The organism is Pseudomonas sp. s4 (genome assembly GCF_046764235.1).
GTDB classification, from domain to species: domain Bacteria; phylum Pseudomonadota; class Gammaproteobacteria; order Pseudomonadales; family Pseudomonadaceae; genus Aquipseudomonas; species Aquipseudomonas asiatica.
Window position 1 is genome coordinate 6,080,762 of the sequence record NZ_CP177209.1, and the last position, 17,804, is coordinate 6,098,565.

Annotated in this window: 15 protein-coding genes; 6 read left to right on the forward strand and 9 right to left on the reverse strand. The window is 63.0% G+C overall.

What is annotated here, in order from left to right; genetic code table 11:
• Positions 1–13: 13 nt before the first annotated feature.
• A complete protein-coding gene (locus ACK56M_RS28180) occupies positions 14–166 on the reverse strand; it encodes a hypothetical protein (RefSeq protein ID WP_015272236.1) in 153 nt (50 codons plus the stop codon).
• A gap of 179 nt (positions 167–345) precedes the next feature.
• Here ACK56M_RS28180 and ACK56M_RS28185 point away from each other — a divergent pair, with 179 nt between their 5' ends.
• From ACK56M_RS28185 to ACK56M_RS28200, 4 genes are all read left to right on the forward strand, one after another.
• Complete coding sequence (locus ACK56M_RS28185) at positions 346–795, forward strand: EVE domain-containing protein (RefSeq protein ID WP_015272237.1); 450 nt, start codon at positions 346–348, stop codon at positions 793–795.
• Between the two features lie 247 nt (positions 796–1,042).
• A complete protein-coding gene (locus tag ACK56M_RS28190) occupies positions 1,043–2,002 on the forward strand; it encodes an HlyD family secretion protein (RefSeq protein WP_015272238.1) in 960 nt (319 codons plus the stop codon).
• The gene (gene rbbA, locus ACK56M_RS28195) at positions 1,999–4,719 is read left to right on the forward strand and encodes a ribosome-associated ATPase/putative transporter RbbA (protein ID WP_054573423.1); all 2,721 of its coding nucleotides are present in this window, start codon (positions 1,999–2,001) and stop codon (positions 4,717–4,719) included. Before ACK56M_RS28190 ends, rbbA begins: the two co-directional genes overlap by 4 nt.
• Before the next feature lies 1 nt (position 4,720).
• On the forward strand, positions 4,721–5,833 hold the full coding sequence (locus tag ACK56M_RS28200) for an ABC transporter permease (RefSeq protein ID WP_054573424.1): 1,113 nt from the start codon (positions 4,721–4,723) through the stop codon (positions 5,831–5,833).
• Between the two features lie 159 nt (positions 5,834–5,992).
• Here the strand turns inward: ACK56M_RS28200 and ACK56M_RS28205 are convergent, their stop codons facing one another.
• Entirely contained in the window at positions 5,993–6,427 is a 435-nt protein-coding gene (locus ACK56M_RS28205) for a type II toxin-antitoxin system PemK/MazF family toxin (RefSeq protein ID WP_043935993.1), read from the reverse strand.
• A 163-nt stretch (positions 6,428–6,590) separates the two neighbouring features.
• Positions 6,591–6,995, reverse strand: a complete 405-nt coding sequence (locus ACK56M_RS28210; RefSeq protein ID WP_003259380.1) for a flagellar basal body-associated protein FliL — start codon at positions 6,993–6,995, stop codon at positions 6,591–6,593.
• Between the two features lie 169 nt (positions 6,996–7,164).
• On the opposite strand from ACK56M_RS28210, the gene ACK56M_RS28215 reads away from it, so the two are divergent.
• Positions 7,165–8,142, forward strand: a complete 978-nt coding sequence (locus ACK56M_RS28215; protein ID WP_411959172.1) for an NADPH:quinone oxidoreductase family protein — start codon at positions 7,165–7,167, stop codon at positions 8,140–8,142.
• A 132-nt stretch (positions 8,143–8,274) separates the two neighbouring features.
• On the opposite strand, the gene ACK56M_RS28220 is transcribed toward ACK56M_RS28215, so the two are convergent.
• The 5 genes from ACK56M_RS28220 to trxA form a co-directional block, all read right to left on the reverse strand.
• Positions 8,275–8,925 (reverse strand): gamma-glutamylcyclotransferase, encoded by a 651-nt coding sequence (locus ACK56M_RS28220; protein WP_043935995.1) that lies wholly within the window; start codon positions 8,923–8,925, stop codon positions 8,275–8,277.
• A gap of 245 nt (positions 8,926–9,170) precedes the next feature.
• Complete coding sequence (locus tag ACK56M_RS28225; protein WP_013974732.1) at positions 9,171–10,139, reverse strand: CDP-6-deoxy-delta-3,4-glucoseen reductase; 969 nt, start codon at positions 10,137–10,139, stop codon at positions 9,171–9,173.
• Positions 10,139–11,605, reverse strand: a complete 1,467-nt coding sequence (gene ubiD / locus ACK56M_RS28230; protein ID WP_013974733.1) for a 4-hydroxy-3-polyprenylbenzoate decarboxylase — start codon at positions 11,603–11,605, stop codon at positions 10,139–10,141. Before ubiD ends, ACK56M_RS28225 begins: the two co-directional genes overlap by 1 nt.
• 219 nt (positions 11,606–11,824) lie before the next feature.
• Positions 11,825–13,084 carry a transcription termination factor Rho gene (gene rho / locus ACK56M_RS28235; protein WP_003253661.1) on the reverse strand — a complete coding sequence of 420 codons (1,260 nt, stop codon included), beginning with the start codon at positions 13,082–13,084 and terminating at the stop codon, positions 11,825–11,827.
• A gap of 373 nt (positions 13,085–13,457) precedes the next feature.
• Positions 13,458–13,784: a thioredoxin TrxA gene (gene trxA / locus ACK56M_RS28240; protein WP_012274768.1), complete on the reverse strand. Its 327-nt coding sequence runs from the start codon at positions 13,782–13,784 to the stop codon at positions 13,458–13,460.
• Between the two features lie 256 nt (positions 13,785–14,040).
• Here trxA and ppx point away from each other — a divergent pair, with 256 nt between their 5' ends.
• Entirely contained in the window at positions 14,041–15,543 is a 1,503-nt protein-coding gene (gene ppx / locus ACK56M_RS28245) for an exopolyphosphatase (protein ID WP_004375529.1), read from the forward strand.
• Here the strand turns inward: ppx and ppk1 are convergent.
• Positions 15,530–17,770, reverse strand: coding sequence for a polyphosphate kinase 1 (gene ppk1 / locus ACK56M_RS28250; protein ID WP_013974735.1), 2,241 nt, complete (start codon positions 17,768–17,770; stop codon positions 15,530–15,532). The two genes, ppx and ppk1, sit on opposite strands and share 14 nt — an antisense overlap.
• Positions 17,771–17,804 lie beyond the last annotated feature (34 nt).

Sequence of the window (17,804 nt, forward strand, 5' to 3'; positions counted from 1 at the left end):
GCCAGCGGGGGCATCAACGTTTCGGCTGGCTGGCGTCGACCGGCATCTGATAGGCGTTGTCCAGCTTGCGCTCCCAGATCCCTTGCGCATAACCGGTAGTGACCACACCCAGGCCGAAAATGAACACCAAGACCCACAGCAGATCCGGCTTGTTACGTTGATTCATCGAAGATTGCCCCCCAGGCAAACTGTTCACGCTCGGCAACTTTCTGGGTATTGCCGGAGCATCGCGCTTTAAACGGGGCGCATTTTCCGACAACCTGCGTCTGCACGCAAACCTTGACGCCAACCGGCTGTCGGTTTCGTGCAACAGGTTATTTCAAACCTTTTCAGGAGCAGCACCCCATGGCCTACTGGCTGATGAAATCCGAGCCCGACGAGCTCTCCATTGAAGCCCTCGGCCGGCTCGGCGAAGCGCGCTGGGACGGCGTGCGCAACTATCAGGCACGCAATTTCCTGCGGGCCATGAGCGTTGGCGACGAGTTCTTCTTCTACCACTCCAGCTGTCCGCAGCCGGGCATCGCCGGCATTGCCAGGATCACCCGCGCAGCCTACCCGGACCCAACCGCGCTGGACCCGCAGAGCCCCTACTACGATGCCAAGGCCACGGCCGACAAGAACCCTTGGAGCGCGGTCGATGTGGCCCATGTGCAAACCCTGCCACGGGTGCTGGAGCTGGGCTGGCTGAAACAGCAGACAAGCCTGGCCGAACTGCCGCTGGTGCAGAAGGGCAGCCGCCTGTCGGTAATGCCCGTGACGCCAGAGCAATGGGCGGTGATTGTCGCTTTGCGTTGAAACTGCGGCTAAGGTCAGATCTTGCTGACCGGGGCGGTCCCCTGTAGGAGCGGCCTTGTGTCGCGATGGGGCGCACAGCGGCCCCGGGATATCAGCGTCACCCCATGAATTGCCGGGGCTGCTTTGCAGCCCTTTCGCGACACAAGGCCGCTCCTACAGGGACTGTGGGGGCCTTTGATTGATATCAACACATCGCTCATGGCTGCACGCCATGATGCAGTGTGCATGACCGCAAGGATGCAGACCGATGAACCGATACGCCCCCAGGATCTTCGCCACCGCGCTGATCGCCCTACTCGCAACAGCCGGTGGGCTGGGGTACTGGAAGTCGCTCCACGACCAGTTGCCCGAAGGCCTGAGCATGGGCAACGGCCGCCTGGAAGCCACCGAAGTGCAGATCGCCAGCAAAATCCCCGGCCGCCTGGCCGAAGTGCTGGTCGACGAAGGTGACAAGGTAACTCGCGGCCAGCTGCTGGCGCGCATCGACACCCGTACCATGGAAGCCCAGCGCAGCCAGGCCGAAGCCGAAGTGCTGCGCGCCCGGGAAAACTACGCCGCCGCCCAGGCCAGTGTGCAGCTGCGCCAAAGCGAACTGCTGCTGGCCAGCCAGGAGCTCAAGCGCGTGCGCGAGATCTTCCAGCGCAAATACGCCAGCCAGCAGTTGCTCGACCAACAGCAGGCGCGCTTCGACACGGCCAACGCCGCCGTAGTCGCCGCCCGCGCCCAACTGGCGGCGATCAAGGCCGCCATCGGCGCCGCCGAGGCCCAGGTAGCGCAGCTCACCAGCGAAATCGACGACAGCAGTCTGCGCGCACCGATCAACGGCATCATCCAGCTGCGCCTGGCCGAGCCCGGTGAAGTGCTGGGTGCCGGCGGCCGCGTGCTGATGTTGATCGACCCCAGCGACCAGTACATGAACCTTTACCTGCCCGCCTCCACCAGCGGCCGGCTGACCGTCGGCGACCAGGCACGGATCGTGCTCGACGCCCTGCCCGAGCGGGCGCTGCCGGCGAAGGTTGCCTTTGTCGCGGCCAAGGCCCAGTTCACCCCCAAGCAGGTGGAAACCCGCGACGAGCGGCAGAAGCTGGTGTTCCGGGTCAAGTTGCGCCTGACCGACCCGGGCGCCGTGCCGCAGGCCAAGCCGGGCATGCCAGGCGCCGGCTACGTACGCACGGCTGAGGTGGACTGGCCGGCCAACCTGCAATGAACGCCCCGGCACTGCTGGCCGAGGGTATCAGCCATCGCTACGGCGACCTGGTCGCCTTGCACCCCCTCGGGTTCAGCCTGCCGGCGGGCACCCGCTGCGCGCTGATCGGCCCTGACGGGGCTGGCAAATCGACCCTGCTGGGGCTGATCGCCGGCGTCAAGCGCCTGCAACAGGGCGAACTGCAGGTGCTGGGTGGCTCGATCCGCCAGCGGCGCCATCGCGCGGCGCTGTACCCGAAAGTGGCGTTCATGCCGCAGGGGCTGGGCAACAACCTGTATCCGGAGCTGTCGATCAGCGAGAACATCCGCTTTTTCGCCACCCTGTTCGGCCTCGGCCGTCGCGAATGCGAACAGCGCATGGCCAACCTGCTACAGGCCACCGACCTGCAGCGCTTTGCCGAGCGCCCGGCGGGCAAACTGTCGGGCGGCATGAAGCAGAAGCTTGGCCTATGCTGCGCGCTGATCCACGAGCCGGACCTGCTGATCCTCGACGAGCCGACCACCGGCGTCGACCCACTGTCGCGGCGGCGCTTCTGGGAGCTGGTCGAACAGGTACGCGCACAGCGCCCGCAACTGACCCTGCTGGTGGCCACCGCCTACATGGAAGAGGCTGAACAGTTCGAGCATTGCCTGATGCTCGATGGCGGCCGTCTGCTGGCCGCCGGCCCCAGCCATGAACTGGGCGCAGTCACCCCCAGTGGCAAGCTGGACGACGCCTTCACCCACTACCAGGGCGCGGGCAAGGCACAACACCCTCCGCTCATCATCCCGCCGCGCCCGGCCGCTGACAGCCCGGTCGCCATCGAGGCCCACGACCTGACCCTGCGCTTTGGCGATTTCACTGCTGTGAACAAGGTCAGCTTCGCCATTGGCCGCGGGGAGATTTTCGGCTTCCTGGGCTCCAACGGCTGCGGCAAGACCACCACCATGAAAGTGCTCACCGGCCTGATGCCGGCCAGCGAAGGCAGCGCCAGCCTGCTCGGCCGCCCGGTGGATGCCAGTGACCTGGCCACGCGCAAACGGGTCGGTTTCATGTCGCAGAGTTTTTCGTTGTATGGCGAGCTGAGCACCCGGCAGAACCTCACTCTGCATACACGCCTGTTCGACCTGCCCAAGGCCGAGAGCGCCCAGCGCATCGACGAGCTGATCGAGCGCTTCGACCTGGTTGCCATCGCCGACCAGCCATCCGGTGCCCTGCCCCTCGGCCTGCGTCAGCGCCTGTCACTGGCGGTAGCGGTGCTGCACCGCCCGGAAGTGCTGATCCTCGACGAACCCACCTCCGGCGTCGACCCGGCTGCCCGTGACGACTTCTGGCGCCTGCTGGTGGAGCTTTCACGCGAGCAGGGCGTGACCATTTTCCTTTCTACCCACTTCATGAACGAAGCCCAGCGCTGCGACCGTATCTCGCTGATGCATGCAGGCCGGGTACTGGCCTGCGACACGCCGGATGCCCTGCAACGCCACTACCAGGGCAACACTCTGGAAGACGCGTTCGTGCGCTGCCTGGAACAGGCTCAGGAACTAGCGCCGCAAGCCACCGACAACACCGTGCTGGAGCAGACCGCCACGCCTGCGCCGCCGCTGCGCCAGGGCTTCAGCCTGCGTCGCCTGCTGGCGGTGGCCAGCCGTGAGGGCAAGGAGCTGCTGCGCGACAAGGTGCGCCTGGCCTTCGCCCTGCTGGGGGCGATGTTCATGATGGTGATCTTCGGCTATGGCATTTCACTGGATGTGGAAAACCTCGCCTTCGCCGTACACGACCAGGACCAGAGCCCGCAAAGCCGGGCCTACCTCGAAGCCTTCCGTGGTTCACGCTATTTCGCCGAACAGGCGCCCATCCGCGACACCCGCGAAATGCACCAGCGCCTGCAGCGCTCGGAAATCAAACTGGCACTGGAAATTCCACCCGGCTTCGGCCGCGACCTCTACGCCGGGCGTCAACCGGTGGTGGCCGCCTGGCTCGATGGCGGTATGCCGTTCCGCGCCGAAACCAGCCGCAATTACGTGGAAGCCGTGCACCAGGCCAATCTCGAGCAACTAGCCAAAGCCAGCCCACAGCCGCAGCCGCGCCAGGACCTGGTGCGCCTGGAAACCCGTTTTCGCTACAACCAGGATGTGGTCAGCGTGAACGCCATCGGCCCTGGGGTAATGGCGCTGATCCTGGCCTTCATCCCGGCCATGCTCACCGCGCTAGGTATCGTCCGCGAGAAAGAGCTCGGCTCCATCACCAACTTCTACGCCACACCCCTCACCCGCCTGGAGTTTCTGCTCGGCAAGCAGATGCCCTATCTGGCCGTGAGCCTGGTCAACCTGGCGCTGCTGGTGGCGATGAACCGCTGGCTGTTCGCCGTGCCGCTCAAGGGCAGCGTGCTGGCCCTGGCCTGTGGCGGCGTCGCCTACCTGCTGGCTACCACCAGCCTGGGCCTGTTGATCTCGGCCTTCACCCGCACACAGATCGCCGCCATCCTGGGCACCATGATCATCACCAGCTTGCCGACCATCCAGTTTTCCGGGCTGATCGTGCCACGCTCGTCGCTGGACGGCGCGGCGGCGGTGATGGGCCAACTGTTCCCGGCGGGCTACTTCCTCGATATCGCGGTCGGCACCTTCACCAAGGCGCTGGGACTGCGCGAGCTGTGGCCGCAGTGCCTGATCCTGCTCAGCTTTTTTGCCGTGTTCACCGGCCTGAGCCTGGCCATGCTGAAGAAGCAGGAGGCCTGATATGTCACGCCTGAACCACACCCTGCGTCTTGGCCTGAAAGAGCTGACCAGCCTGCGCCATGACAGCGTGCTACTGCTGTTCCTGCTGTATGCCTTCAGTGTGGCCATCTACATGCCGGCAGCCGGCTCGGTGATCGGCGTGCACAACGCCAGTGTCGCGATGGTGGACGAAGACCACAGCCTGCTATCGCGCAAGCTTGGTGAAGCCCTGCAACCACCCGAGTTCCAGCCCGCCGTGCCACTGGCCCCGCAGCGTCTGGACCAGGCCATGGACAGCGGCCAGTACACCTTCGTGATCAACGTGCCGGTGAACTTCCAGAGCGACCTGCTGGCCGGGCGCTCGCCGGAACTGCAGATCTATGTCGACGCCACGGCCATGAGCCAGGCGTTCATGGGTGCCGGCTACATCGGCCGCATCTTCGAACGCGAGTTGCTCGACTACAGCCAGCGCAGCAACACACAGAGCCCGGTGATAATAAACGCCAAGGCTCTGTTCAACCCCAACCTGGAGGGCGGCTGGTTCCTTGCGGTGATCCAGATCGTCAACAACATCACCATACTGGCGATCATCCTCACCGGCACCGCGTTGCTGCGCGAGCGCGAGCACGGCACCCTCGACCACCTGCTGGTGCTACCGCTGACCGCGCTGGAAATCATGCTGGCGAAGATTGCCAGCAACGCGCTGGTAGTGGTGATCTGTACCTGGATTTCGCTGGTGGTGGTGGTCAAGGGCGCGCTTGGCGTGCCGCTGTCCGGTTCGATGGGCCTGTTCCTGGCCGTGACGGCGCTCTACCTGTTCGCCAGTACCGCACTGGGCATCTTCCTCGCCACCCTGGCGCGCTCGACGCCACAATTCGGCCTGCTGGCGATCCCGGTGATCATCCCGATGCTGTTGCTGTCCGGCGGCAGCACACCGCTGGACAGCATGCCGCAGTGGCTGCAGTGGGTCATGCAGGGGTCGCCGTCGACGCACTTTGTCAGCCTTGGCGCCGCAATTCTGTTTCGTGATGCCGGTTGGACGGTGGTGTGGCCGGACATCCTGGCGCTGGCCGTGATCGGGCTGGTGTTCTTCGGCGTGGCGCTGGCGCGGTTTCGCCGAAGCCTGGCGTCCTGATCCAAATTGGTATCTAGCACAAAGACAAAGGGCGCCTTTCGGCGCCCTACTCACAGACAGGTCGGCTTGTCATCGCCGTACACCTGCCCGGCTCTGTAATTGCTGGTTGAACCAGGATCCGCAGAGTCTTGCAAGCCCCTTACGGGAACGGGCCCATTATCACGCATCGAGCGTTACATTGCCAACAGACTGCACTGTTGCTGGATGTGAGAAACCCAGCGTAAAACCAACAGCAGCCCTCACGGCGGCGAAGTGCTCCGGCCGCATTGTAAAGGTCATGTATTCCCGACCACCGCCCTGGCGCGATCTGATCCGACATCTGTCCAGTCTGGAGGTAGCTACCGTGTAGATCATGTCGCACTTGGCCCAGCATGTCGGGGCCGGGCCAGGCAGATAACTCGGCAGCACAACGTGATGCCTTGTCAGTTGATCCGGTGCGGTGGTGCTCAGTGGGATTATCGTCACCAACTGACGGTTTTGACTGTGCTTGCGAAGAACGACAACGGGGCGCACCTTGATCATTTCAGGCACTTGAAAGCCTGAAAAGTCGCACATCAGTACAGTCGCCTCTTTCGGCTGGTACTTCAAAGGCATTGCCAACACTCTCAAGCAACTGAAGACAAGGCACAATTTAGCTCGGCCTTGGCTTCAGAAACCGAAAACTGGCGGGCTTACAGGAAAGACGGAAAAGTCCTACAACCGTGGTAAGCCTGACTTCAATCCAGCTCACCAGCAATCGACCTCACAATGCTTCAGATCACTGCACGATCAGGTTGTTGAATAGCAGGTCTTCAACGATCGGCTTGCCTTCTTCGGCTTCCATCACCTGCTGCACCTGTTTCAGCGCTTCCTGGCGAAGATGCTCCTTGGCCTCGACGTTGCTCATGCTGTCCACCGACTGTTGGGTGAACAGCGCCACCAGCTGGTTGCGGATCAGCGGCTCGTGGTGCTTCACCGCCTTGGCGGCTTCGTCGCCGGTCACGCGCAGGGCCACGTCGGCCTTGTACACGCGCAGCCGCGGGCTACCGTCGAGGGCGTAGTTGCCCACAAAGGGCGGACTCAGGCTGATGTAGGCGACTTTCGGCGCCCCTTCCTTGGCTTCCTCGCCCATGGCCGCAGCCGGCAGCAGCAGCGCCAGCACCATCAAGATCCACGCTTTCAAGAATTCGCTCCTCAATACAGTTGGTGCCAGCTTACCCAGCATGCCGCTCAAACCCAAGCCCGTGCTTGTGCCGCCACTTATGCCTGCACATCAGGGCGCCCCATGCTCGTTGACCGGGCAGGCGGCCCTCCTACACTTATCGGCCACGACCCGCAAAGGAATAGCCCCGATGAAAGCTGTGTTGTGCAAAACCCTGGGCCCGGCGCGCGACCTGGTGCTGGAAGAGGTAGCCAGCCCGGTGCCGAAGAAAAACGAGATCCTGCTGGATGTGCAGGCCGCAGGGGTCAACTTCCCCGACACCCTGATCATTGAAGGCAAGTACCAGTTCCAGCCACCGTTGCCGTTCTCCCCCGGCGGCGAGGCAGCGGGCGTGGTGGCCGCAGTCGGGGAAAAGGCCGGCGCGTTCAAGGTCGGTGACCGGGTCATGGCGCTGACCGGCTGGGGTGCATTCGCCGAGCAGGTGGCGGTGCCGTTCTACAATGTGTTGCCGATCCCGGCGAGCATGGACTTCACCACTGCCGCGGCATTCGGCATGACATACGGAACCTCCATGCACGCCCTGCGCCAGCGCGGCCAGTTGCAGGCGGGCGAGACGCTGTTGGTGCTGGGTGCGTCCGGCGGGGTCGGCCTGGCGGCGGTGGAGATCGGCAAGGCCATGGGCGCGCGGGTGATCGCGGCCGCCAGCAGTGCGGAAAAACTGGCCGTGGCCAAGGCAGCCGGCGCGGATGAACTGATCGACTACAGCCAGGCCAGCCTGCGTGACGAGATCAAGCGCCTGACCGGTGGCCAGGGCGTAGACGTGATCTACGACCCGGTGGGTGGCGAGTTGTTCGAGCAGGCCGTGCGCGGGCTGGCCTGGAATGGCCGGTTGCTGGTGGTGGGCTTTGCCAGCGGGACCATCCCGCAGCTGGCGTCCAACCTGGTGTTGCTCAAGGGTGCGGCGGTGCTCGGGGTATTCTGGGGGGCGTTTGCCCAGCGTCAGCCGGAGGACAATGCGGCCAACTTCCGGCAGCTGTTTGCATGGCATGCCGAAGGCAAGTTGAAGCCGCTGGTGTCGCAGACTTATCCACTGGCTGAGGCAGGGGCTGCCATTGAAAAGTTGGGGCAGCGTCAGGCTGTGGGTAAGTTGGTGGTGCTGGCCAGGTAAGGATTGAGAAATCTGTTGCCTGTCAGGGCCCTATCGCCGGCAAGCCGGCTCCCACAGGATCTCCACAGTGTCCAAGGCCAGTGGAGTACCTGTGGGAGCGGGCGTGCCCGCGAAGAGGCTGGTGCAGGCCAATCAGACTTCGCGCAGGTTATGGCAGCGCCTGAACCGCGCCTCCAGGTTGCGATCGGGCATCTGGTGGCTGCGCAGGGCATTCAAGGTCTGTTCGACATAATCACGCGTAGTGCCATAGCGCCCCTTGGCACTGGCCAGGATCTGGCTTAGCAGGGTGTCCGGCAGGTTCCCGGCATAGCACGGCAAATGCCGCTCCAGCACGAAACCCAGGGCCTGCACCTTGCTGCCATCACCCAACCGGCAGCTGAGCCAGTGCGGCCGGTACGCCGGGTACGGCATCTCGCGCTGCCACAAGGCCATCAGCGAATCGTCCAGGCTGCTGTCATCCAGCCGGTAGGCAAAACCGCTGCAGGAGCCACCACGGTCCAGGCCGAACACCAGGCCAGGGGTTTCCGGGGTGCCACGGTGCTCATGCGACCACAGGTACAAGCCACGGTGGTAACCATGCACCCGCGCGCGCTGGCGCTCCACCGAGTTGCACTCCGGTCGCCAGATCAACGAACCATAGGCGAACAGCCACACCGGCCCACCCTGATGGCGAGACATGGTTGTCTTCATGGAATTGAACAACTGTTCGCGAGTATGTTGCTGACCGAAGTCGAGTGTCGGTGGATATGAAACTTCCCAGGACATACTTTCAAGTGCCGACATAAGCTGCCGCCATTATCCCTGTGAACTACGGATGTAGCGAGATTCGATTACGATGCGCCCCCAGCCTCTGTACCAAGGGCGCTTGCAGTAACCATAGGACAGAAGTGCAGGAATACTCAAGCCCTCGCGCCAGAGTTTCATCCTCGCTCCCGACGACTGGAAAGTACTGTTTCAGCAACTGTGAAAGTTATTAGCCAAGGCGGTAACAATTACCGCCTTATACCAATACTTTCAAACTCCAGTTATTAGCCGCGCGGTGCGTAGGCAAACACATCGGCACGCATGCGATGCGCATCCATGCCGGCTTCGACCAAGGCGTCGAGCGTGGCATAGATCATGTTCGGGGAGCCGCTGGCATATACATGCACGCTGTTGAGATCGGCGATGTCTTCGCAGACCGCCTCATGCAGCATGCCGCAACGGCCTTCCCAACCGCACAGGTCGCTGACCACCTGGTGCAGGAACAGGTTGGGCAGGCGCTGCCACTCGTCCCAGTGCTCGATCTGGTAGAAGTCCTCGGGCCGACGCACGCCCCAGTACAGGTGCACCGGGTGCTTGAAACCCTGTGCCCGGCAATGCTCGACCAGGCTGTGCATCTGACCCATGCCGGTGCCAGCAGCGATTAGCACCAGCGGCCCATCGGGCAACTCGGCCAGGTGGGTGTCACCGAACGGCATTTCAATGCGCGCCAGGCCGTCGCGCTTGAGCTGCTCGATAAGTTGCAGCGCACTGGGCTCGCGCGCCAGCACATGCAGCTCCAGCTCGCGTCCGGCATGGGGTGCGGAAGCCAGCGAAAACGCCGCCTGCTTGCCGCCTTCGCGCTCGATCATCAGGTACTGCCCCGCGTGATAGCGCGGCGGCCTGCCAGCCGGCGCGCGCAACCGCACGCGCCAGACGTCGCCACCGACCTCGACGCACTCACTGACACTGCACGCCAGTTTGCGCACCGGCAGCTCGCCAAGGGCGAGCACACCATCCCAGAGCAACACGCAGTCCTCCAGCGGTTCGGCAATACAGGTGAACAGCTCGCCATGGTCGCGGACTTCGCCGTCCTGGCGTACCCGGCCTTCGACCAACAACGCGGCGCAGACATGGCAATTGCCATTGCGGCAGCTGTTCGGGCAGTCATAGCCCAGCCGCCGCGCTCCATCCAGGATCCGTTCCCCGGGTTCGAGCGCCAGCACCGCCCCGGACGGCTGCAACGTTACCTGCATCAATCTATTCCCAACTGATCCCACAGCTCATCGATACGGCGGGTGACGGCTTCGTCCTTGACGATGACCCGTCCCCATTCGCGTGTAGTCTCGCCCGGCCACTTGTGCGTGGCATCCAGGCCCATCTTCGACCCCAGCCCGGATACCGGTGACGCGAAGTCCAGGTAGTCGATCGGGGTGTTGTCGATCATCACCGTATCACGCTTGGGGTCCATGCGTGTGGTGATGGCCCAGATCACGTCATTCCAGTCACGGGCATTGATATCGTCATCGGTGACAATAACGAACTTGGTGTACATGAACTGTCGCAGGAACGACCACACACCCAGCATCACGCGCTTGGCGTGGCCCGGGTACTGCTTCTTCATGGTCACCACCGCCATGCGATACGAGCAGCCTTCCGGTGGCAGATAGAAATCGACGATTTCCGGGAACTGCTTCTGCAGGATCGGCACAAACACTTCGTTCAGCGCCACGCCGAGGATCGCCGGCTCATCTGGCGGCCGGCCGGTGTAGGTGCTGTGGTAGATCGGTTTCTGCCGATGGGTGATGCGCTCCACGGTGAACACCGGGAAGCTGTCCACTTCGTTGTAGTAGCCGGTGTGGTCGCCATACGGGCCTTCCGGGGCCATTTCGCCCGGGTGGATCACGCCTTCCAGGATGATTTCGGCGGTGGCCGGTACCTGCAGGTTGCTGCCCCGGCACTTGACCAGTTCGGTGCGGTTGCCACGCAGCAGGCCGGCGAAGGCATACTCGGAGAGGGTGTCCGGCACCGGGGTCACGGCGCCGAGGATGGTGGCCGGGTCGGCGCCCAGGGCCACGGCGACCGGGAACGGCTGGCCAGGGTTCTTCTCACACCATTCGCGGTAGTCCAGGGCGCCGCCACGGTGGCTGAGCCAGCGCATGATGACCTTGTTGCGGCCGATAACCTGCTGGCGGTAGATGCCCAGGTTCTGACGGTCCTTGTTCGGGCCGCGGGTGACGGTAAGGCCCCAGGTGATCAGCGGTGCCACGTCGCCCGGCCAGCAGTGCTGGATTGGCAGAGCGCCGAGGTCGACGTCATCGCCCTCGATGACCACTTCCTGACACACCGCGTCCTTGACCACTTTCGGCGCCATCGACACGACTTTCTTGAAGATCGGAAGCTTGGACCAGGCATCCTTCAGACCCTTCGGCGGCTCGGGCTCCTTGAGGAAGGCCAGCAGCTTGCCGATTTCCCGCAGTTCATCGACCGACTCGGCGCCCATGCCCATGGCCACACGTTCCGGGGTGCCGAACAGGTTGCCCAGCACCGGGATGTCGAAGCCGGTGGGCTTTTCGAACAGCAATGCAGGGCCCTTGGCACGCAAGGTGCGGTCGCAGACCTCGGTCATTTCCAGGACGGGGGAGATCGGAACCTGGATGCGCTTGAGCTCGCCGCGCTGTTCCAGGCCACGGATGAAGTCGCGCAAGTCGCGATACTGCATGCAGAAGCCTCATGTTGGCCGTATCGGTCGGGGGTGCAGAGTGTAGCGCCGTTCAGTACCCAATGGCCAAAAATGACTTGGGGCCGCTTCGCGCCCCATCGCCGGCAAGCCAGCTCCCACAGAGTCCGCACAAGCTTCAAGAGCTGTACAGTACCTGTGGGAGCTGGCTTGCCGGCGATGGGCTGCGAAGCAGCCCCAATCAAATCCGGCCTGAAACGCTTACTTGCGCTTCATCGACAGGAAGAACTCGTCGTTGGTCTTGGTCTGCTTGAGCTTGTCGACCAGGAACTCAATGGCGGCGATTTCGTCCATCGGGTGCAGCAACTTGCGCAGGATCCACATGCGCTGCAGCTCGTCGTCGGCAGTCAGCAGCTCTTCGCGGCGGGTACCGGAGCGGTTGATGTTGATGGCCGGGAACACGCGCTTCTCGGCGATGCGGCGGTCCAGAGGCAGCTCCATGTTGCCGGTGCCCTTGAACTCTTCGTAGATCACTTCGTCCATCTTCGAGCCGGTTTCGACCAGCGCGGTAGCGATGATGGTCAGCGAACCGCCTTCCTCGATGTTACGCGCGGCGCCGAAGAAGCGCTTCGGCTTCTCCAGGGCGTGGGCGTCGACACCACCGGTCAGTACCTTGCCGGAGCTCGGGATCACGGTGTTGTAGGCACGCGCCAGACGGGTGATGGAGTCCAGCAGGATGACCACATCCTTCTTGTGCTCGACCAGGCGCTTGGCCTTCTCGATTACCATTTCGGCAACCTGCACGTGGCGGGTTGGCGGCTCGTCGAAGGTGGAGGCAACCACTTCGCCGCGCACGGTGCGCTGCATTTCGGTCACTTCTTCCGGGCGCTCGTCGATCAGCAGAACGATCAGGTGGCACTCGGGGTTGTTACGGGTGATGTTGGCCGCGATGTTCTGCAACATGATCGTCTTGCCCGCTTTCGGCGGAGCAACGATCAGGCCACGCTGGCCTTTGCCGATCGGGGCGCACAGGTCGATGACGCGGCCGGTCAGGTCTTCGGTGGAGCCGTTACCGGCTTCCATCTTCAGGCGCTTGTTCGGGAACAGCGGCGTCAGGTTTTCGAACAGGATCTTGTTCTTCGCGTTTTCCGGGCGGTCGAAGTTGATGGTGTCGACCTTCAGCAGGGCGAAGTAACGCTCCCCTTCCTTCGGCGGGCGGATCTTGCCGACGATGGTGTCGCCGGTACGCAGGTTGAAGCGGCGGATCTGGCTGGGCGAGACGTAGATATCGTCAGGGCCGGCCAGGTAGGACGCATCAGCCGAACGCAGGAAACCGAAACCATCCTGGAGAATCTCCAGCACGCCGTCACCCGAGATCTCTTCGCCGCTTTTCGCGTGCTTCTTCAGCAGGGCGAAAATCACGTCCTGTTTGCGCGAACGGGCCATGTTTTCGATGCCCATCTGTTCGGCCATTTCCAAAAGATCGGTAATCGGCTTTTGCTTGAGTTCAGTCAGGTTCATAAGGGGAATGACGTAATCATGTAAGAAGGGAGAATTAAGCTTCTGGCTTAATGAGGCCGCGCCGCTAGATGGCGACAAGATCGCGTACTGATTCGAATTAGGGATGCTTCGGCGACGGCGTGTAGAGGGCACTGGAGAAGCAGTGCGAGGCCGAATGTAACACTTGCTTTTTTCTGCGTCTAGTGGTTTTGCCCTGCCATTTTCAGCTGCAACACACCTGCCCGTAGGAGCAGCCTTGTGCTGCGAAGAGGCCATCAACCGCAGCGACAACGTCAGCCTTACCGGCCCTTTCGCAGCACAAGGCTGCTCCTACATGGGCAAGACTGCCTTTGCAGAGGCAAAAAAAACCCCGCATCTGCGGGGCTTTTTTACATCACAGGTGGGCGTCGAGGAACGCGGCCAGCTGCGATTTGGACAGGGCGCCGACCTTGGTGGCTTCGACGTTGCCGTTCTTGAACAGCATCAGCGTCGGGATACCACGCACGCCGTGCTTGGCCGGGGTTTCCTGGTTCTCGTCGATGTTCAGCTTGGCGACGGTCAGCTTGCCCTCGTAGGTGGCAGCGATGTCGTCCAGAACCGGAGCGATCATCTTGCATGGGCCGCACCATTCAGCCCAGTAGTCGACCAGCACCGGGCCTTGAGCCTGCAGTACGTCGGCTTCGAAGCTGGCGTCGGTGACGTGTTTGATTTTGTCGCTCATGGAAATCTCCAAGGTCGTAAGCAATAAAAAACGTTGCCCATCATAGCCGCACCCGTCTCCTACAGGAAGCCGCGGACGATTGAGTGTAACTATAGTTGTGCAAGACGCCACGAATCGAAACTGTCATGCAAACGTCATAGCATCGAATGGCACATTGCCTTGCATCAAGGCCAGCTCAACGGCTGTGTGCCACGCGTTGGCGACAGCCTGCTATCGTGGCACGATTGCCGGGTTAACGACCGAGAACAACCAGATCATGCCGCATACCATCGCGAAGAACTTGTCCCTGATCGCCGCCATCGACCTTGGCTCCAACAGCTTCCACATGGTCGTGGCCAAGGCCCACCATACCGAAATCCGCATTCTCGAGCGGCTCGGCGAGAAGGTTCAACTGGCCGCCGGCATCGACGAAGAACGCATGCTCAGCGAAGAGGCAATGGAACGAGGCCTGGATTGCCTCAAGCGCTTTTCCCAACTGATCAACGGCATGCCGGCAGGCTCCGTGCGCATCGTCGGTACCAACGCCTTGCGCGAAGCGCGCAACCGCAACGAATTCATCCAGCGCGCCGAAGCCATCCTTGGCCACCCGGTCGAGGTGATCTCCGGCCGTGAAGAAGCGCGCCTGATCTACCTGGGCGTGTCGCACACCCTGGCCGACACCCCCGGCAAGCGCCTGGTGGCCGATATCGGCGGCGGCAGTACCGAGTTCATCATCGGCCAGCGCTTCGAGCCGCTGCTGCGCGAAAGCCTTCAGATGGGCTGTGTAAGCTTCACCCAGCGCTACTTCCGCGACGGCAAGATAACCCCGGCCCGCTACGCCCAGGCCTACACCGCCGCGCGCCTGGAGCTGATGAGCATCGAGAATGCCCTGCACCGCCTGACCTGGGACGAGGCCATCGGCTCGTCCGGTACCATTCGTGCCATCGGCGCCGCCATCAAGGCAGGCGGCCTGGGCAATGGCGAGGTCAACGCCGAAGGGCTGGCCTGGGTCAAACGCAAGCTGTTCAAGCTGGGAGAGGTCGACAAGATCGACTTCGAAGGCGTCAAGCCGGACCGCCGCACCATCTTCCCGGCGGGCCTGGCGATTCTCGAAGCGATCTTCGATGCCCTGGAACTGCAGCGCATGGACCACTGCGACGGCGCCCTGCGCGAAGGCGTGCTGTTCGACCTGCTGGGCCGCCACCACCACGAAGACGTGCGCGAACGCACCCTGAACTCGCTGATGGAGCGCTACCACGTGGATCAGGGCCAGGCCGCGCGCGTCGAGCGCAAGGCATTGCACGCCTTCGACCAGGTGGCCGACGCGTGGGACCTCAAAGACGGGAACTGGCGCGATCTACTGGGCTGGGCGGCGAAAGTGCACGAAATCGGCCTGGATATCGCCCACTACCATTACCACAAGCACGGCGCCTACCTGATCGAGCACTCCGACCTGTCGGGCTTCTCCCGCGAGGACCAGCAGATGATGGCCTTGCTGGTACGCGGCCATCGCCGCAACATCCCAAAGGACAAGATCGCCGAACTGGGCGAGGAAGGAGTCAAGCTGCTGCGCCTGTGCGTGCTGCTGCGCTTCGCCATCCTGTTCCACCACATCCGTGGCAATCAGCAGATGCCGAAGGTCGAGCTCAAGGCTGCCGACAGCAGCCTCGATGTCGCCTTCCCGGAGGGCTGGCTGGAACAGAACCAGCTGACCCAGGCCGACTTCGCCAACGAGGCGGAGTGGCTGGCCCGGGTCGGCTTCGTCCTCAGCGTACGTTGAGGACCGGGTTGCTCAGGCGCTCCAGCAGGGTCGCCTGGGCACTGCGCGGGTTCTGGTTGCCGGTCGGCGTGCTGCGCACATAGCGCCCGTCCGGCTGCAGGGTCCAGGCGTGGGTGTTATCGGTCAGGTAGCCTTCCAGCTCCTTCTTCACCCGCAGCAACAGCTTCTTGCCTTCCACCGGGAAGCAGGTTTCGACGCGCTTGTCGAGGTTGCGCTCCATCCAGTCGGCACTGGACAGGTAGATCTGCTCTTCGCCGCCATTGAGGAAGTAGAACACCCGCGTGTGCTCGAGGAAGCGGCCGATGATCGAGCGCACCTGGATGTTGTGCGAAACCCCCGGAATGCCTGGGCGCAGGCAGCACATGCCACGCACCACCAGGTCGATCTTCACGCCCGACTGGCTGGCCTTGTACAGCGCCTTGATGACCTTCGCGTCGGTCAGCGAGTTGAACTTGGCGATGATATGCGCCGGCTTGCCTTCGAGGGCAAACTGGGTTTCCCGCGCGATCATGTCGAGCATGCCCTTCTTCAGGGTGAACGGCGCGTGCAGCAGCTTCTTCATGCGCAGGGTCTTGCCCATGCCGATCAACTGGCTGAACAGCTTGCCGACGTCCTCGGTGAGGGCGTCGTCGGAGGTCAGCAGGCTGTAGTCGGTATACAGGCGGGCGTTGCCGGCGTGGTAGTTACCGGTGCCCAGGTGCGCATAACGCACGATCTCGCCGTGCTCTCGGCGCAGAATCAGCATCATCTTGGCGTGGGTCTTGAAGCCGACCACGCCGTAGATCACCACCGCACCGGCCGCTTGCAGGCGGCTGGCCATCTGCAGGTTGGACTCTTCGTCGAAGCGCGCCCGCAACTCGATCACCGCAGTGACCTCCTTGCCGTTACGCGCCGCGTCCACCAGCGCATCGACGATTTCCGAGTTGGCCCCGGAACGGTACAGGGTCTGGCGCACGGCAAGCACGTGCGGGTCCTTGGCGGCCTGGCGCAGCAGGTCGATCACCGGGGTGAAGGACTCGAACGGGTGCATCAGCAGGATATCCTGCTTGCCGATCACGCTGAATATGTTGTCGGCGTTCTGCAGCAGCTTGGGGATCGCCGGGGTGAACGGCGTGTACTGCAACTCGGGGTGGCTGTCCAGGCCAGTGATGCTGAACAGGCGGGTAAGGTTGACCGGGCCGTTGACCTGGTAAAGCTCGCTTTCGCTGAGGCTGAACTGTTTGAGCAAGTAGTCCGACAGGTGTTTCGGGCAGGTGTCGGCCACTTCCAGGCGAACGGCGTCACCGTAGCGGCGCGAGAACAGCTCGCCGCGCAGGGCGCGGGCCAAGTCATCGACCTCTTCGGAGTCCAGCGCCAGGTCGGCGTTACGGGTCAGGCGGAACTGGTAGCAGCCCTTCACCTTCATGCCCTGGAACAAGTCGTCGGCGTGCGCGTGGATCATCGACGACAGGAACACATAGTTGGCGCCCGGCCCACCCACCTCTTCCGGCACCCGGATGACCCGCGGTAGCAGGCGCGGGGCCGGGATGATCGCCAGGCCCGAATCGCGGCCGAAGGCGTCGACACCCTCGAGCTCGACGATGAAGTTGAGACTCTTGTTCACCAGCAGCGGGAACGGGTGGGTCGGGTCGAGGCCGATCGGGGTGATGATCGGGGCGATTTCGTCGCGGAAGTAGCGGCGCACCCAGGTCTTGAGCTTGGGCGTCCAGTAACGCCGGCGGATGAAGCGGATATGGTGCTTTTCCAGCTCGGGCAGCAGCACGTCGTTGAGGATCGCGTACTGGCGCTCCACTTCGCTGTGCACCAGGTCGCTGATACGCGCCAGCGCCTGGTGCGGCTGCAGGCCGTCGGCACCGGCCTGTTCACGGGCAAAGTTGATCTGCTTCTTCAGGCCGGCGACGCGGATCTCGAAGAATTCGTCGAGGTTGCTGGAGAAGATCAACAGGAACTTGAGGCGTTCGAGCAGCGGGTAGTTCTCGTCCAGCGCCTGCTCCAGCACACGGATATTGAACTGCAGCTGCGAGAGTTCGCGATGAATGTACAGGCTGCTGTCGTCCAGGCCTGGGATGACGATCGCCGGGGCCGGCGCAGGGGCCGGGGCCGCAGTCTCTGCCACCGGTTCGGCAGGCAGGGGCGCTGGCGGCAGGTCTGGCGGGGTCTGCACCATCTCTTCGGGGAGTTCCTGAGCATCCTTGATCGCGACAGGGGTTAGCACTTCATTATTCATCTGGCGTTCCTGAGGACGTTAACGCCCTATCATC

What these genes read in the sequence shown, in the direction of transcription:
- ubiD (WP_013974733.1), bottom strand. Translation starts at nt 11,605, where the DNA reads ATGCAGTATCGCGACTTGCGCGACTTCATCCGTGGCCTGGAACAGCGC.
- ACK56M_RS28220 (WP_043935995.1), bottom strand. Translation starts at nt 8,925, where the DNA reads ATGTCGGCACTTGAAAGTATGTCCTGGGAAGTTTCATATCCACCGACA.
- ppx (WP_004375529.1), top strand. Translation starts at nt 14,041, where the DNA reads ATGCCGCATACCATCGCGAAGAACTTGTCCCTGATCGCCGCCATCGAC.
- trxA (WP_012274768.1), bottom strand. Translation starts at nt 13,784, where the DNA reads ATGAGCGACAAAATCAAACACGTCACCGACGCCAGCTTCGAAGCCGAC.
- ACK56M_RS28225 (WP_013974732.1), bottom strand. Translation starts at nt 10,139, where the DNA reads ATGCAGGTAACGTTGCAGCCGTCCGGGGCGGTGCTGGCGCTCGAACCC.
- rho (WP_003253661.1), bottom strand. Translation starts at nt 13,084, where the DNA reads ATGAACCTGACTGAACTCAAGCAAAAGCCGATTACCGATCTTTTGGAA.
- rbbA (WP_054573423.1), top strand. Translation starts at nt 1,999, where the DNA reads ATGAACGCCCCGGCACTGCTGGCCGAGGGTATCAGCCATCGCTACGGC.
- ACK56M_RS28185 (WP_015272237.1), top strand. Translation starts at nt 346, where the DNA reads ATGGCCTACTGGCTGATGAAATCCGAGCCCGACGAGCTCTCCATTGAA.
- ACK56M_RS28190 (WP_015272238.1), top strand. Translation starts at nt 1,043, where the DNA reads ATGAACCGATACGCCCCCAGGATCTTCGCCACCGCGCTGATCGCCCTA.
- ppk1 (WP_013974735.1), bottom strand. Translation starts at nt 17,770, where the DNA reads ATGAATAATGAAGTGCTAACCCCTGTCGCGATCAAGGATGCTCAGGAA.
- ACK56M_RS28200 (WP_054573424.1), top strand. Translation starts at nt 4,721, where the DNA reads ATGTCACGCCTGAACCACACCCTGCGTCTTGGCCTGAAAGAGCTGACC.
- ACK56M_RS28180 (WP_015272236.1), bottom strand. Translation starts at nt 166, where the DNA reads ATGAATCAACGTAACAAGCCGGATCTGCTGTGGGTCTTGGTGTTCATT.
- ACK56M_RS28215 (WP_411959172.1), top strand. Translation starts at nt 7,165, where the DNA reads ATGAAAGCTGTGTTGTGCAAAACCCTGGGCCCGGCGCGCGACCTGGTG.
- ACK56M_RS28205 (WP_043935993.1), bottom strand. Translation starts at nt 6,427, where the DNA reads ATGCCTTTGAAGTACCAGCCGAAAGAGGCGACTGTACTGATGTGCGAC.